This is a genomic window from Corallococcus sp. AB049A (genome assembly GCF_003668885.1).
GTDB lineage: Bacteria > Myxococcota > Myxococcia > Myxococcales > Myxococcaceae > Corallococcus > Corallococcus interemptor.
On sequence record NZ_RAWL01000006.1, the window covers coordinates 24,616 to 40,485 of the forward strand.

Genomic DNA, 15,870 nt, shown 5'->3' on the forward strand with positions numbered 1-15,870 from the left:
GTGCCTCCCGATGCTCACTGCGAGGGAATCTTCATTGAGGCCCGGACGATGCCCAGGACGCGCTGCCGGAAGTCTTCCAGATCGACGGGTTCCGAAGTCTCGGTCTCATCGATGTCAGGATGCACGACCTTTACCCGCCGCTCGTTCGCATCGGCCAGTTCGTCAAAGAATGCCGGGCACTCCTCCAGTGCTGGATCTGCGAGCCGCCCGACGTCGGGCACGAAGACACGCGCGAATGCAAACCCCAGGATCCGCGTTCCGATGGTGGCGTTGCGCGCCAGAACCCCGCGAAGTTGGTGCAGAGGATCATCCTTGGACACGGTCTTCAGCAGATGCTGAGCGCTCCTGCCCAGGTTGGCGCTCCGAGCCAGGACGCGATCCTTCCGGGTCGTGATGGGAAGCGCCAACACCTCCCGAAAGCGCTCCTTGGTGAAGGCGGCCTCGAATCGCTGGTGAAGCATCCCTGATAGGGCCTCCAGCACATCAGCCCAGCAGTGGAGCGCCTGACGCAGCGAGGTGTGCTTCACGGCATGCGCGATCGTGGCGAAGACCTCGGCATCCACGACCATCCGTTGCAGCAACTCCCAGCCGGGATTGTTCCAGACGCCCACGAGTGCATGCCGGGCCTTGCGGCCTGCGGCCTCGCGCAGATCGCTCATGCTCGCGTAGCCCGCCTCTTTCAGGATGAAGGGGGTGAGCAACGCACTCACCTCCAGCTTCCGTGCCTCGAGCTCACGGCGCCCCGCCTCATCCACCCGTGACAGCAGCCCCTGCCACCCGGCGGAGTCGAACTCGGAGGAGATCCGTGCGGAGGGAACGACACACGGACGCCAGACCACCGGGTCCGTCGTCGGCCGGAACTCGACGGGCACAAAGACATTCCCGCGCTCGGGCCTCTCGCGAGGGTTTCGGCGGATCCGGCGGATCAACCCGGAGTCGAAATTCTGCACGCCGCTCCCCATCCGCTCGATCCCTCGCAGCTCGGGCACGTCCGGTAGGAAAGAAAGTGCCCTATCCACGACCCCGTCGCTCGGACGCTTTCCCAGTTCAGGTTCGGCATCGCAGGCGACACCCTGCCATCCTTTGGGCAGCTCCGGCCTGTCCTTGGGGTGCAAGCCAAACACGACCTGCAGCAGCGGCCTGCGGGCAAGCGGATCCCAGGCGATCCATCCTTCACGCTCGTAGGGCTCCTCGGATGGCTTGACGGCTGGCCGCGGCTCCCAGCGCTCCTGCCCCGGCTGCTGTTGGATCTGCCCTGCACCGTCCAGGGCATCCAGCACGGAGTGGATGAGGCTTGCGTCCACTTGCAGGGTCAGGGCGAGGTCTCCAGGATGCCCATGCCCCAGCTCGATCAAACCGAGAACGGCCTCCTCCAGCGGATCCTGCGCATGGGCGTCTCCGTGCAACGAAACCCAGACAGGGAACCACCAGGCCGGGACCTGACACCACATGCGCTGCTCGGCCGTCATGCCAGCGCCTCTTTCCAGGGCTCAATGAGACTCGCCTCCTGGCAGTGACTCACGAGCTGAGCCAGGTGGGGCGCTCCCGTCTTGACGAGCCCTGAGGACATGGCGCCTGCGTTGCCGAGGATGATGAGTTGCCTTTGCGCCCGGCTCAGCGCGACGTTGATGCGCGAGGGCGCGGCAAGAAAGCCCGGCTTGCCGTCCATCCGTGTCGTGCAAAATAGGACCACGGGGTATTCACGTCCCTGCACCGAGTCGATGGTGCGCACGGTGGCAATGGCCCTCAGCTCTGGCCGCGTCCTCAAGGCGTAGTCCAGCGCTTCCTTCTGGGCGAGGTAGGCGCAGATGACGCCCACGAAGGGTGCGCCATTGTCCGCCGCCTGGCTGCGGCTGTACTGCTCAAGGAGTTGGAGCACCGCCCGAATCTCGGTGGGATTCGTATAGACGGCCTCCTTGGTTCGAGGCAGGTCGAGCCATACCACAGGCCGATCAGCCAGCACGCCCCAGAACGGCGCACGCTTCGCAGCCAACACAGGGCCGGAATGGTAGCTGTCAATCGCTTCCTGATGCGGTGCGTAGAAGAGCCGGTCTACGAGCGCCCCGATAGTCCCGTGCATGCGGTACTGCGTCTGAAGACGGATGCGGCAGCCCGCGGGGATCAGCCCGTAAAGCAGCCCGAAGAGCGTCTCTCGCTGGATGTCCACAGAAGGCGGCCGATCGCTCTCCAGGGCATCGATGATTTCGTCCTCCACCATCGGGGGCAGCTGCCGGTGGTCTCCGATGAGGACGACTCGGCGTCCTTGCACCATGGGGACGAGCAGTTCGAAGGGAGAGGCCCTGCCGGCTTCGTCGATGAGGACCCAGTCGTATTCAGGCTCATCGGGCACTCGCGCCTTGGCCGCCATGGAGCACGTCGCCGCGGTGGTGTTGCCATGCCGCTGCTTGATGGTTTCCCAGGCGGCGGGATCGTTGCGCAGCCGGGTCATGAATCGGAACGCGACGGCCACGGGCGTGCGGACCAGCCCATCGGCGCACTGGCGCACATCCTCCTCGGCGCGCTTCGCCCATGCCGCGAGGTGCTGGCGCAGGACATCCCCCTCGCTAGGCGCTGGCGGGAGGGGCGGATGGGCCGGACGATGCCCTGCTTCGACCCACGTCCGCAGCTCCTTCCACCGCTCTTCCACCCGGCGGGACCAACGCAAGGGGTTGACCCGCATTCCTTGCGTGGCTTCGAGGACGGCCGCCACGGCCGCATCCACGTGCGCCCGGGAGGCGATGGGCCACGAGTCCCGAACGTGCGCCCACCAGGCCTGAACGTCTCCGGCCTGCTCGGGGAGTTGCGGAGAAGCATCAGGTTCCCCCTCCGGCCCGGCTGGTGGAGCCCATGCGCGCAACGCTCCTGCCAGGCTCCACGCCTCCTCGCGGGAGGAAGGCGTGAGCGGAGCCGCCTCGTTGCCAGCCAGTTGCTCCAGCGCCTCCGCCATCTTCTCGAAAGCCACCTCCCCCGCCAGCATCAGGAGCCGGAACCGCGCCATCTCCGAGCGGACATCCTCCAGGCTCTGTAGCTTGCGAACGATGGGATCCGCACTCAGGCGCGTCTGCAGCGAGTCGATGATGCGCTCTCGTCCCCAGGCACGCCGCTCGGCCTGGGCGAAGTCCTCGTCCTCGTTCTGCCCGCCCTTCCGGACGGTCCGGACGACGAGCCCCTGGATGGACTCGAGCTTCTCGACGACGTTGTCGATGGCCTCGTTCTGCACGGAGGAGATGAGCACCCGGATGGGGGGCTGCGACCGGCGCCGGGTCGCTGCGAGCTGCTGGAGTGCCTCGACGATGACGCGCGTCTTGCCCGCGCCGGGCGGCCCCTGGATCGCCACCAGTTCCTGACAGCCTAGGATCTTCAGGAGAGCGGCCTGTTGGTGCTCGTCGAGCTGATCCAGCACAGGCCTGGGAAGCCGCACGACTGCGGGCTCCCGGGTGAGGCTTGGTGCATTGAGGATGTCCAGCAAGCGAGAGCAGGCCGCGCGTCCGGCGCGAAGGACGTCCAGGGCCTCCCGCTGCCGCTCCTCCTGCTTGCGGACGCCGCGGTTCTCCACGGCCTGCAACACGCCCGCGGCAGGAATCTCCCGGACGCTTCGCCCTGGCTTCATACGCAGTTCCACGAGCCCGGGGCCCTTGCGTCGAATCTTCTCGATCGTCAGCGCCCCCTCCTCCGTCCCCTCCTGTTTCACCGTCTGATCCAGCTTGACCCAGCGGCCCTCTTGCTGCTGAGGCCCGAGCCAGGCCCGCATGCCCTCGTCATTCAAACGGGCCCGTGCCACCCACGTGCTCCCATGCTGGCTCGCCCCCTCGTAGTGCAGGGGCACTGCGGCCCGGGCCTGCTGCTTCTCCTGAGCCCGTTCGCGGGAGAGTTGGGCATAGCGCGCCCAGGTATCGAACAAGGGCGAGCGCTCCGACATGAAGGCGACAGCGTCGGCGACAGCCGCGCCCGCCGCCTCCTCTCCAGAGACAGGCAAGCCTGCTCCCGGCTCGATCCGCACCAGCCCGTTGGGCCCACAGCGAGCAGTCGCGGCATCCCGGGCATCAATGCACTGGCGCAGTTCGAACCAGGCATGTCCGTCCTGCGTCACCAACTGCGTCTCAATGACTTCCCCGGTGGGCAGCCACCACGTAACGGCACGGGCATCATCATCGGAGAGTGCGGCGATGCTGCGCTGCCCGATGACGGCAATGCGCCTGCCGCCCACGTCCAGGGACAGGCGCTCCAGTGCGTCCTGCCCGGAACGGAGTCCCAGCTGTCCGGCCCGCTCCGCAAGCCACGCGGGGATACGGAATGGAATTCGAGCCGACAGCGGGAGGGTCCTGGGCGGCGCGAAGGGAAGCAATGATCCGGACTGCTCCTTCACGCTGAATCCGCACACCCAGACGGCGTGGGGGCAAGCATCCAGGATGCGCCGCAGGTCCTGTGCCGACACGGGCTGAATCTCGCGCGCGTCTCCGCCCGGCAGATGGAGCATTGTCTTGCGCTCCATCCGCAAGGTCACGAGCGTATCCACCACCTCGTAGGAAATGGCCTCGGTGCGGAAAGCATGGCCTTGCCGCCCCTCCAGCAGGGTCCGTGCCAGGTGAGGTGCGATGTTCATGGCTCGCTCCCTGCGAGAGGCAGCGTCACGATACGCCCCTCCAATGCATCGATGGCCATCGACAGCGGCTCGTCCTGGGCCGTGGAGCGCACGGCTTGCCGCAGCACCTCCTCAGGGAGCTGCTGGCGCAGCTCTCGAAGGAAGGCGACTGTCTCTCGGACTTGAGGGTCCTCGGGGGCCAGCAGGCCGGCCACGCGGCAGCGGCACAGGTGCATCAGGGACTGCAGGAGGAAGGCGAAGTGATCCTTCCGACGCTCTGACTTCTCGAGCCGCCCGAGCTCGCGCGTGAGGACGGTGAGCGCTGCACGGGCACGCGCTTCGCCCAGGTGAGGCGTGACTTCCGGGTGGGCTTGAAGCGCCCAGAGCATGGCATTGCCCAGGCTCCGGCGCTCATCATCAGAGCCTGGCTCAAACCCGACGATCACGTCCCAGACCTCATCGGCTCGGCCATCGACGATGCGGCCAAGTCCTCGCCACCACTCGGTCCGTGTGCCTCCCTTGGCCTCCTTCATCCTCTCCATGAGGAAGCTCGCGAAGCGCCCATCTCCGCGAACGGCCGCCCGCGACCTGGCGCGAATGGCCCAGAGCTTCGCCTTTTCCGTGAGCGCGGGCGCCTCCCCCTCCTTGTCCGGGCCTCTGCGCAGCCCCAGCAGCCAGTCCAGCCGCGGGGCCACCACGTCCTCCAGCAGCTGGCGTCCTTCCTGGCTGAGGGACGCTGACCCCGACCCCTGGACGGCACGAAGCGCCTGCTCGAGTTTCTCCACGAGCGGGAGCATGTCATCCTTGAGCAACCCCGCATTCGTCTTGGCCTGCTTGCGCTCTTTGATGGACAACTTGCGCCACCATTCAGCCAGGGCTTGGCTGGCCGCCAGAATGCGCTCCAGGGCCTGCTGCTCGAGCAAGGGCGGAGGGCGGTATTCGGGGGGGCTGCTGGGCTCTTCCCTGTCCCCGGCATCAGGCTCGGCCCCTTGGAGTCGAAAGGGAATTCGCTCGAAGGGAGCCGCTTCGTACGGAACCAGCCGTCCCTCCACATCCTCAAGGCCGTAACGGAAGCGGACGGAGATACGTACCGTCACGGCCTGCGACAGCGGCAGCGGAGGCCCCTCCAGGCGCAGATTGAAGGGAGCCACCTGCCTGTCGCGGAGCATCCTCAAGTCGAACACATCCTTGCCCGCCTCAAGGATCAGGGTCTGTGCCGAGACGAAGGACAATGGGCGCCCGGGTTCGGCATAGGAGCCCTCCGGCACGACATCGACATGCTTGCGCCGGTTCTCTTCCCGGACCTCAACGGTCAGCGCAGGCAGCCTGTCCCTCCACGTGGGCCGCCCGGCCCGGTAGCGCTCCAGGAACACACGAGCCCCTCGCACTGCCGCATCCGAGGAAAGGAAGACGATCGGGAGCGAAGCCAGTCCCTGCCGCAGACGCTCCTCCAGTTCCGGCCCTGCACCCGCGATAGCCACCAGGTCGATGCCCTTTCCCGACAATGTCCTCGCTGCCTCGAGAAGATGTCTGTCCAACTGGTCGCCGGCCGGCGGCAGCGGAGACAGTTCCCAATCCTCGCCCTGCCGTACCCAGGCCTGGTCATCCGCAGGTTGGCGCAGCCATGCCGCGCGCAAGGGCTCGCGCCGCTCGGCCTCCACCGGATCGAACCGCAGCGCCTCGCCCGAGGGGAGCGCTTGACCGGCTCGCTCACGCAGCCAGACGCGCTCGCCACCGGGCATCGCCTCACATGACAGGAGCGCGACATCGTTGGCGGCATCACTCAGGGCGATGACGAGCACCCGCAGGGTCTTTCCTGGCGGAGGTGTCACCCGTTGAGGCTCCTGCTCTCCCAATTGGAGCGCGACGGCCACGGGCTGCCAGACGGCCCAGCACGCACCGGCATGCATCCGCAGCCGCTGAAGCGCCCCTTCATCAAAGCGATCCGGCACGACGACGGCGAGTTCCGCGACAGCACGTTGCTTCCAGCGGTGGAGCAGACGGCTGTATCGCTCGGCATGAGGGCCGTGCAGCGCGAGGGGACCGGCCATATCGCCGCCTCCCAGCGTGGCCGATCTCCCCACCACATCCAGTGACGATGAGCCCCCTGCGAGAATCGTGACCACCGCGCTCGGGCCCGCATCGAACGGTCCCGCGTCATCCATCATGCGCAGGGTGGCGTCCAGTGCTGAGACAGCCACCCACCCTTTCAACTCGCGGTGGGCAGGAGGCGCCAAAGCGGATTGTGCCGGGTTCAGCTCACCGAACACTCTGTCCATGGCAGCAAGCAGGCTTCGATCGGCCGAGTACTCCTGGCAGTGTGCCCCTGAAGCGAGCATCACCTTCAGCCGCATGCTCAACGGACTATCCGCCGCCTGTACAAGGGTGCCCTCGATGCGGAACGTGCGCTCCTGCCGCGAGGTTCCCTTCCAGCGCCGGTGGCTGACGCTCAACCCTCCGGGTTCCGACAGGACCGACCACTCCTCGACCTGGTCCTGGCCGAAGCGGACCCATCCCCGATGTCTGTCGCTCTCAAGCCGTCTCGAGTCCACCCGGCGATGCAGCGGACGGACCCAGCCAGGAAGGGGGGCAAACTCCCCCTGCGCATCGAAATGACACCACGCCGCCACGAGGAGCACCTCGTCGAGGACACGCTCCAAGCTCCGCCACTCCTCGATGAACCGCTCCTCCTCGTCACGCAACAGCTGCAGGGCGCGCCAGACCGCGCGGTAGTCGGCATCCCCCAGCAAGGCATTGGAAGGGCGCTCGTCGGGGCGCGGCAGGCCCACGGTTCGGAGTTCCTCACTTTCAATGAGGGCGGCCGCCTCGCGGCCCAGGGCATGAAGCTGCCGGACCTGCGGATCGGCACGCTCGTGAGAGCCAAGCCCCCCTTGCAACGCACTCTGGACCGTCCGCTGCAAGCGGACACAGGCGGCGCGCAGGATGCGATTCTCACTGGTGTCGTAGCGCTCGACGCGGACGAGCGCGCGCAGCGTCTGCCGGGGCCCTGCCTTCTCCAGCAGGGTTCGGCCTGGCTTGCGAGCGTTCACCCGAAGGCAGGCGGGATCCATCTCTCGCACCCTCCGAAGAGGGACCTCGCGGCGAGTCCGGGCGAGCCTGCGCCGCAGGTGATGCCTGAGCCGCCTCAGGCGGGAAGTCAGCAACGGCGCAAGCCCCGCCACCAACGGAGGAGGCAGCATCTCGGTCCGACGCAGAACTTCGTGTAGGCGGCGGCCCGTCTCGAGGAAGTCGATGGGAAGTGGCTGGAAATCAGCGGGGTTTCGCGACGTGAGCGCCTCCAGCAACGCACCGTGAAGGGCGAGCAGCAAGAGACCATCCTCCACCTCGTTGCGTGGCTCGCCCGAGGGGAACTGCCGCAGGGAAGGCGGAGGTGGAGCGGGAAGCGTGCTCATTCGGCGATCCGGTAGAGTTCCGCCGCGCCCCTCCAAGCGAAGTAGTCCTCGCGGCGAGCCTGCTCGAAGGACTCTGTGAGCTCTGCCGGAAGGTGGCGGGCGAGTGCGTCGAGCCCCTCCCGGACCTGGCGGGCTTCGCACTCCAAGCCCTTGAGGCGAGGCAATATCTTCATGGCCCACTGATCCGACCAAGCGTGATCGCGGGTCTCCAGGGTGCTGCCCGGATACTGTGCGATGTAGCTGTGAATGGCGCGGAAGAGCCGGTGCCCGAAGGGCCGGCCCACGCGTTCCATGATGTCGTTGATCTCGTTGAGCGTGTTTGCGGCCTCTGAGGAGCGCTTCTCCCCACACCATTGCTTCCAGGCCTCGAACGGCAGGCGCTCCTTCGAGCGTGAAATGTGGCCCTGCTTCTCGAGCCGCATGTTGCGGGGACTGGGGAATGACAGCAGGCAGGAGCGATCCAGCACCTTGTCGCTCAGGGTGTGGGTGGACTCGTCCTCGTTCATCGTGCCCACGAAGAGCACGCGCTCGTCGAGGTAGAGAAGTTCCTGCGTTTCGCCCGCCCCCAGGTCGATGGACACAGAGGCCCGCTTGCGATCCGGAACCCCGCCCACACCGCGTCTGGCCTCGAGCTTCGAAAGGAGTTCGGAGAAGTAGTACTCCACCCGCGCGAGGTTCATCTCGTCGAGCAGGACGATGCTGAGACCCTCGCGCAGGCGCGAACCTTCCGCATTCACCTGGTAGAGCAGGCGCGCCAGGGGGTCGGCCTTCAACCTCCCATCCGTGTAGTTGAAGAAGCCCAACAGATCGCTGGGACTGTCCCAGCCGGGCTGCACCGCCACGGGCAGGAAGCTGAGCCCGCCCAGATCAGCATAGAGGCGCGGCAGCTCGCTCTTTCCTGTGCCGGAGATGCCCGCGAGGATGGTCAGAGGCGAACTCTGGGCTACCTTCAAGGAGGTGTGGAAGGCGTGCACCAGGCGCGAGTGGAAGCGGAACCCCGCATCCTTGAGGCCCTGCTCCACACGAGCCAGCCAGTCCGTCTCCGCGGGCACCTCAGTAAAGAGGGGCGGAAGCTCCGCCTGGGAGAAGAGGGGCTCAACGAGCTGCTTCAGGCGATCATCCCTCGAGCGCACCTTCTCCGTGAGTTCATCGATGCGCTTGAGGAGATTGTCGCGCTCCGCCTGCCTTGCCGCGATCTCTCCCGTGAGCGCAGCCAGATCGCGCGCGAACTTCTGGAACTCATCGCGGAGGCTTTGCACCCGAGTGCTCTCCTCCTGGGCCTGTTGCTGCACACTGGCCTTCCGCTCCTCCGCCATCTTGAGGAGCTCCGCGCCCTTAGCGCGCGCGCGGTTCAGCTCGTCTGAGGCACTCTCTTGGATGCGCTGGCGTTGTACCTCGAGAGAGGCCTGTTCCATCGCACTCTTGGTCTCCAGTTGCTTGTTGTATGCCTTGGCGTCCTGCAGCTCCTGCTCCAACTTGGAGAGCCGGTCCTGGATGCGTTTGCACTCCTGCAATGCCGTGTCCCGCTCCGTGATGGCCCTCGCGGCACGGCTCTGCACTTGGTCCTCCGCCCAATCCCCGAACTCCTTGCGGAGGCTCTCTCGAACGGCCTTGCTGACCTGCGTCTCCTTCAGGCGAAGCGCCTCTTCCCTCTCCACCTCTAGCCGAGCCACGCGGCTCTGCTCCTCACTGAGTTTGCGCAGAAGCTCGTTCACCTTGCGGTCCAGCTCGGCCGTCTTGCGGTGCTGTTCATCTCTTTCGACGCGGGCGTCCTCACGGGTCTGCAGGAGGATCTCCCGCTCCTGCTCGAGCCGTTCCAGGCGCGCCTCACGCTTCAGGGCTACCTCTTGGAGCTGCTTCCCCTCGGCTAGTTGAGCCTCGAGCGCATCGACCCGGCGCTTCAGCTCGTTCCGCTCCCGCTCAGCCTTGGCGCGCGCCCTTTCGAGCCGCTCCTTGTCCGAGGCGGCCTCGCTCCTTGCTTCCCGAAGCTCCTCCAGTTCCTTCTTATCGATCGCGTACCGCTGCTCGGCACGATCCTGCTTGCGCCACTGCTCAAGCTCCTCATTCAGCTCTTCCCGCTGCTTCACCAGTCGCTGGTTCTCTGCCGCCAGGACCTCCCGGCCGCGCAGCTCGGACTCCTGCTCGGAGAGCTCCTTACGGCGCTTCTCCAACTCCTCGAGCGTGGACGCGCCTTGAGTGAGCCTGAGCCGAAGGAGCTCGCGATCGAGTTGGGCGACCTTTTCCTCCGACTCTTGAAAGCGGCTCTGGACCTTGGCGAGGTCCTGCTCGCGGCGGGAGAGGGTCTCCCGGAGCGCGGTGTTCTCCTGGTGAAGGACGGCGAGCCCACCTGGGTTGAAGCTATCGATGAGCCTCTTGATCTTCCCGTACCGATCGTCGGCGTCCTCAAAAGCCTGCTGAAGCTCCAGGAGCCGAGCCTGCAGATCCTCCTGGAGGCGTCCGGCCACCTGGCGAGCCTCGGCATGGACGAGTTGGCTGGCGCGCTCCTCGGTCAGGAATCCATTCAGCGCCGCAAGCCTCTGCTGGACCTCCGCCAGCCGCTGTTCGAATCCCCCCAGGGCCTTCTCCACTTGGGTCCGCATAGGAACGAGCGCTGCCTGGGTGATGCTCTCGATCTGGCCCGGCACCGCGGTCCTGGCCAGTTCCTGCATCGTGCTCCGCAGCTCGTCGATGGGGGCTTTCAAGGAGGACAGTACCGTCCCGATGTCCATCGCACTGGCCCGGATCAGCTCAGCCATAGCAAGGCCATTCACAACGGGAGCACCTGCTACAGAGGCGGGCTCAGCGGGCCGCGCAGCCGGGCTCGAACTCTCTACTGGGCTGCCAATCATGGCATCCGGCGTTTTCGCAAGCGCTTCTGTCGGTGTCGGTGCTGCAGTTGCCTGCTGAAACCAGCGCTTCTTATTCTTCGCCAAGCGGTCCCCCCAGCAGACTTCGACCCCTACCATACCATGGAGAAGCACAACCCGCTGCCAATGGGGATGGGTCCACTTGTGTCCCAAGCCCCTCTGGGGTCTGCCCAGCCGGTACAAGACCTTCACACCCTATTCCCACCTGCGAAACGTCACGCTTCGAGGTCGCGAATGGCCCGTCGGCATTTCCATTCGAGTTCCTCCAAACCTGTCGCCAGAGCCTGGCGTGACTTCACGCGCAAGAGGAGCTCACTGGCGACCTCCCGTGTCTTCGCGATGGGCTCGTCGTAGAGCACCTTCACCACTTCTTCCGCTTGCTCAACGAGCGTCGCCCGGAACTGGTCTCCGGCATCGTCGAATTGCATCCGAACGTCCGCGCGGGCGCGGCCCATGGCTCGGTCGTCCTCCTCTCGAGCCTGCTCCTCGCGGTAGTTCAGATACATTTCGAAGCCGACAAGCAGCGGCCCCAGCACCTTGCCAGCGCCTCCAAGAAACGATCCGAGTTTCTTGATGCCCCATGGCTTGAATCTGCCTCCGAAGAACTTGTAGATCTTCGCGACCACCACGCCGACCTGCTCCCCGTTTTTCGCGAGCTGCGCCGCCCCCGAGCGTGCTGACTTCAGCAATGAATCGCGAACCTTCTTGGGAATCCCATTGGAGACGTCCGGCAGGTCGGGCCGGGAAAGGTCTACGGCGAAGTCCTCAAGGAGCCTCTTCGCTGCGGGTGAACCTTCCAGTTCCTCAATCCGATTGGCGAGGTCTTGGGAGAGCCGTTCGACAAGGCCGCTGAATTCGCGGCCGGTCGCTTCGACCACGCGCTCCACCTCGCCGTTGATCTCCTTCCAGAGCGCTTCGATTTCCTCGGGAGTCACCTTGCTATCGAGGGCATTGAGGACGCGCTCTCGGGGCTTCACGAGGCGCGCGCGGGCGCGATCACAAAGCGCGTTGAGCTCGTTACGACCGAAGGTTCGACCTTCACTGAGCTGGAAGGCCTTCCGACGAAGAAACGCCTCGGCGTTCTGCGCGGCGGGTTCCTCCGCGAGCGCCAGCGTCCGGGCATCTCCAATCAAATCGAGCAACTGCTGGAGTGGGCGAGCCGCCTGGCCAAGCAGCCCCCGCTCCCGCGTCATGACATCGATCGCCTCGAAGAGCGTGTCAAAGCGACTCTCCGCGAGGCGGCGCTGTTTGCGCGCCTCGTCCGTTTGAGCGAGAGACGAGAGGTAGTCTCGCGCCGAAACGACCACCGGGCCGAACGGCTCAATCGGTAACGGCCGGATCTCCTCGGCCAGTGTGGACTTGATGAATGCGACTGCCTCTTCGGGAGTGCGTCGACCAAGGTTGAACCGATCAAACTTGTTCACGACGAGAAGCATCTGCTGGCTTTTCTCAAGCCTCTCGGCGGCCATCCGGAAATAGGGAAGGCTCGCCGCATTGAACAGTTCGTTGGTCACCACGTAGAGCAGGAGATCCGCATCGGAGATCGCCCTGTGGGCGCGTTCGTCGTGCTCAAACTGCCCTGACAGCGTGCCCGGCATGTCGACGAGGTCGATGTCCCCAAACTGGTAGGGCGTCACGTCGGCCGTGGTCGGTCCTGCGGCAACGGGAATGCTCTGCCCCGTGAGCGCCTGAACAAGGCTGCTCTTTCCGACGGAGTATTCACCGGCGAGCGCGAGCGACAGGCGGCGCGGCTCCAACCGCACGGTTTCACGCGTACGACCAAGGAGCTCGCGGGCGGGCTCGCCTGCCTCTTCGAGCAATCGCATGAACTGGTCGAGCGCGAAACGTGCAGTCTCTCCAGCCTCGACGAATCGGAGTCGTCGTTGCCTCATCGCGAACCTCGCGGTTCGGCCCATGCTTTCGTCACGAGCGAGATTTCGATGCCGAGGATTTCTCTGGCGAGGAGCAGGTTGCGGCTACGTCTGCCGCGGATCGCCCCAATGAGTGGACCATTCGCCTGCACCGAGATCGTGTGGCCGAGGGAGATCGCTCCTGGGTCAAGCCGTGCCGGTCGAAGTGCTTCCACCACCATTGCACGCGTCGTCCGGCTGCCCGCGTCAGCGACCACGTCGATGGGCGTACCTGTATGCGCCCGGAGGGCCCTCAGTTTTTCTCCGCCACGACCCACGACGAGACCAATGGGCGAGCTTCCGTCGGGACACCGCACGCGGAGCTTGGCGCGGTAGCGCATCCACTGGGTCGCATCGACAAGTTCTACCTTTCCTGTTCGGAATGCCGGATGGCACTGTGAGAGAAGTACACGGTAGGAGCCGCGTGCCAGCGATTGGCGTGATCGGTGCAGCGTGTCGACGAGGGTCCCAGTCGCCCGCACAAGGCCATCGATCGCATCGCCCAGACCGCCAAGGAACTCACCAACAGCGCGTCCCGTTTTTTCGGCGGCCCTTTTCGTCCAATCGAAAAGGCGATCATTCAAGCCCCGGTACGCGCTCCAGAGCTGATTCTGCATGGCCTCCCGAAGACTCCGATGCTGGCGGCGCAGCTCACGTTCTGCGTTCGCATCAAATTCGTCGGCAACTGTTTCGACGCCCGACGAGAAGAGCCAGGCACCGAGAAGCGTGCCGATAGCCGCGCCAATCGGTCCTCCGAGCATAAGCCCGATTGCACCTCCGGCCGCCCCCCCCCCAAATCCGGCGAGAGGCCTGCCGGCAACCCGCAGTGCGCGCGCCGTCGCCTTCTTCCAATCCTGACTCTCAAATTCCGGCGTGACTACGTCCTCAAGCTCCGCTTCGATCTGCACAAGGGCGGCAAGGTCGCTCTGCAGGGCATCGCGAAAGTCCTCGACGTTCCGTTGCAGGCGCTCGATCACCCCCTGCTGGTACGCGCGGGCCTTCTCCTGGACCACGTTCCAGCTGCAGATGCGGCGGAACGCCTTATTGGGTGATTCGGATCTCTCACCCCGGATGATTTCCCCCGCGAGGTCGTAGAGCTGGTCGTTCACCTGTAGAAAGTGGCCCTTGATCTGCGAGAGCTCGGTTGCTGAGTCCGCGATGACACGCTCGAAGCGCCGGAAGGCCTCGCCCTGCTTGCGACGCAGCTCCGGGAGCTGACGGCGAAATATGGGAAGGTCCTCTTCCAGCTCTTCCGCGATGCTCTGGGCGAACCACCCGAGCGCGTCGAAAGGCGCCGTCGCACGGATGGCCAGGCCATCCTGAGTGACGGTATTCGCTATGACGCGGATGACATCCTCAATGCGGCTGTGTTTCCAGAGAAACGCTCGCCAATCCGGGTCCTCCGCTCGTTGCGCCTCAAAGGCGACGTTCGCGCAATATGGAATGATGGGGACCTCATCCCCCGGGAACGCGGCCTGAAGCTGCAAGCGGATGAGCTCGACGTATTCGCCGACTTCACGCGCGTCCCACGCCTCCTCCAAGTCTCCGGAGAGGAGCCTCCGGTTCGCAGCCTTCACGTTGAGCAGGACCGCCAGGCGCTTGTGCTGGCCGCGGATCTCCCGCATCCGCTCGAACAGCTCGGGTTCAATGGGTTCGTCCGCGACGACCATGCAGATCAGGTCGGCACGGGTAACGTAGGACTCCGCAACTCCGGCGAGTTCCCTTCGGAAGCCCAGAAGTCCGGGCGTGTCGACCAGCAGCAGGCCGCCACAAGACACGCCTTCAACCTTCTTCGTGTAGTCGGGTCCACCGTCGCCGATGGTGTTCCCGCTCCCCGCGCTGATGGCCTCGATCGTGGTCGACTTTCCGGCCATGGTCTTGCCGAAGAACAGGACCGTGAAGGAGTCGAGCTGTTGCCGCCGGAGTTCGTGCGCTTCGACAAGATCCTTGAAGCGGTCCTTGATGCGCGCCCGCTTCTGTTCAAGGAGCAGTGTTACCGCCTTGCGGACCTCCTCATGCGAGTGCCGGCCGAGTTCCAGCCGCGCGACCTTTTCGAGTTCTGCATCGAAGACACGGAGCGCCCGTTCCATGCGAGCGAACTCAGCCTGAGTCGCGGCGAAGCTCTCGCGGGCCACGCGCCGGCAGCGCACCACGCTGCCCTCCAGAGCGACGCGCCCCAGACGCTCGCTCCTGGCGCTCAGACGGGCGGAGGACTGCGGCATGCCTTATCTCCCCACGGGCTCGCGACGGCATGCGCCAAACCACCCAGCCTGGATGCCGTGGCCCCGCCGCGTCTGACCACACTGGCCGACGAGGTTGCTCCGTTCAAGGTGCTCCCCCATGAGGGGTAGGCGGATCTGTAGGAACAAAGGAGATGGAGACGGGGGCGCAAGGGCTATCGCCTCGCCAAGTCCCTGCCACGCCAAAAACAAAGGCCCTGGAGTCACCGGCTTGCACCGGAAACTCCAGGGCCTCTATTTGGTCGGGGCGACAGGATTTGAACCTGCGACCACTTGCACCCCAAGCAAGTGCGCTACCAGGCTGCGCTACGCCCCGTGAACCGCCGTCGTGAAACGGTGCTGCCTTATGCCCTCGCCGCTCTCTTGGGTCAAGCGCGAGGTGACGGGCGCCGGTGAAAAAAACCTACTCGTCGCCCTCTTCCATTCCCTCGTCGAAGTCCTCGCCCCGGGCTTCCGCCGCGTCCGCCGCCGCCTCCTCCTGCGCGTCGATCTCCGCGTGGTTCTCCGGAGGTGCCTCGCCGTTCAGGGCACTCTTCAACACCTGGCTCGGCCGGAAGGTCAGGACCCGGCGGGCGCTGATCTCGATCTCCTTGCCCGTCTGCGGGTTGCGTCCCACGCGCGCCTTCTTCTGGCGCACCTGGAAGTTTCCGAACCCGGAGATCTTGATCTTGTCCCCGCGCTCCAACGTCTCCTTCACGGTGTCGAAGACGAGCTCGACGATCTCCGCCGACTCCTTCTTGGAGAAGCCGACCTTCTCGTAGACCCCCTCGATGATGTCCGCTTTCGTCATGCGAGTCCTCTGGCACCCGTGAATGGCCGGTGAACGCGGGGCATGGTGTCAGCCTTCCCCGAACCGTG

Annotated in this window: 6 protein-coding genes, 1 tRNA gene and 1 pseudogene; all 8 read right to left on the reverse strand. The window is 65.5% G+C overall.

Annotated elements, in window-relative coordinates; translation table 11 throughout:
* Positions 1 to 14: 14 nt before the first annotated feature.
* Positions 15 to 1,469, reverse strand: a complete 1,455-nt coding sequence (locus tag D7X55_RS01320) for a hypothetical protein (protein WP_121721978.1) — start codon at positions 1,467 to 1,469, stop codon at positions 15 to 17.
* A complete protein-coding gene (locus D7X55_RS01325; RefSeq protein ID WP_121721979.1) occupies positions 1,466 to 4,603 on the reverse strand; it encodes a DEAD/DEAH box helicase in 3,138 nt (1,045 codons plus the stop codon). The genes D7X55_RS01320 and D7X55_RS01325 overlap by 4 nt, the downstream gene beginning before the upstream one ends.
* Entirely contained in the window at positions 4,600 to 7,911 is a 3,312-nt protein-coding gene (locus D7X55_RS01330) for a hypothetical protein (protein ID WP_121721980.1), read from the reverse strand. Before D7X55_RS01330 ends, D7X55_RS01325 begins: the two co-directional genes overlap by 4 nt.
* 80 nt (positions 7,912 to 7,991) lie before the next feature.
* Positions 7,992 to 10,751 (reverse strand): hypothetical protein, encoded by a 2,760-nt coding sequence (locus D7X55_RS01335; protein ID WP_121721981.1) that lies wholly within the window; start codon positions 10,749 to 10,751, stop codon positions 7,992 to 7,994.
* A gap of 326 nt (positions 10,752 to 11,077) precedes the next feature.
* Positions 11,078 to 12,688, reverse strand: coding sequence for a GTPase (locus D7X55_RS01340; RefSeq protein WP_158626295.1), 1,611 nt, complete (start codon positions 12,686 to 12,688; stop codon positions 11,078 to 11,080).
* 62 nt (positions 12,689 to 12,750) lie between these two features.
* Positions 12,751 to 14,994, reverse strand: coding sequence for a GTPase (locus tag D7X55_RS01345; RefSeq protein WP_121721983.1), 2,244 nt, complete (start codon positions 14,992 to 14,994; stop codon positions 12,751 to 12,753).
* Between the two features lie 257 nt (positions 14,995 to 15,251).
* Positions 15,252 to 15,328: transfer RNA gene (locus tag D7X55_RS01350), tRNA-Pro, on the reverse strand.
* 195 nt (positions 15,329 to 15,523) lie between these two features.
* A pseudogene (locus D7X55_RS01355) lies at positions 15,524 to 15,802 on the reverse strand (integration host factor subunit alpha); the annotation flags it as partial.
* Positions 15,803 to 15,870 lie beyond the last annotated feature (68 nt).

Excerpts from the sequence above, each read along its gene's own strand:
- D7X55_RS01320 (WP_121721978.1), bottom strand. The coding sequence starts at position 1,469 with ATGACGGCCGAGCAGCGCATGTGGTGTCAGGTCCCGGCCTGGTGGTTC.
- D7X55_RS01325 (WP_121721979.1), bottom strand. The coding sequence starts at position 4,603 with ATGAACATCGCACCTCACCTGGCACGGACCCTGCTGGAGGGGCGGCAA.
- D7X55_RS01335 (WP_121721981.1), bottom strand. The coding sequence starts at position 10,751 with ATGGCTGAGCTGATCCGGGCCAGTGCGATGGACATCGGGACGGTACTG.
- D7X55_RS01340 (WP_158626295.1), bottom strand. The coding sequence starts at position 12,688 with ATGCGATTGCTCGAAGAGGCAGGCGAGCCCGCCCGCGAGCTCCTTGGT.
- D7X55_RS01345 (WP_121721983.1), bottom strand. The coding sequence starts at position 14,994 with ATGCCGCAGTCCTCCGCCCGTCTGAGCGCCAGGAGCGAGCGTCTGGGG.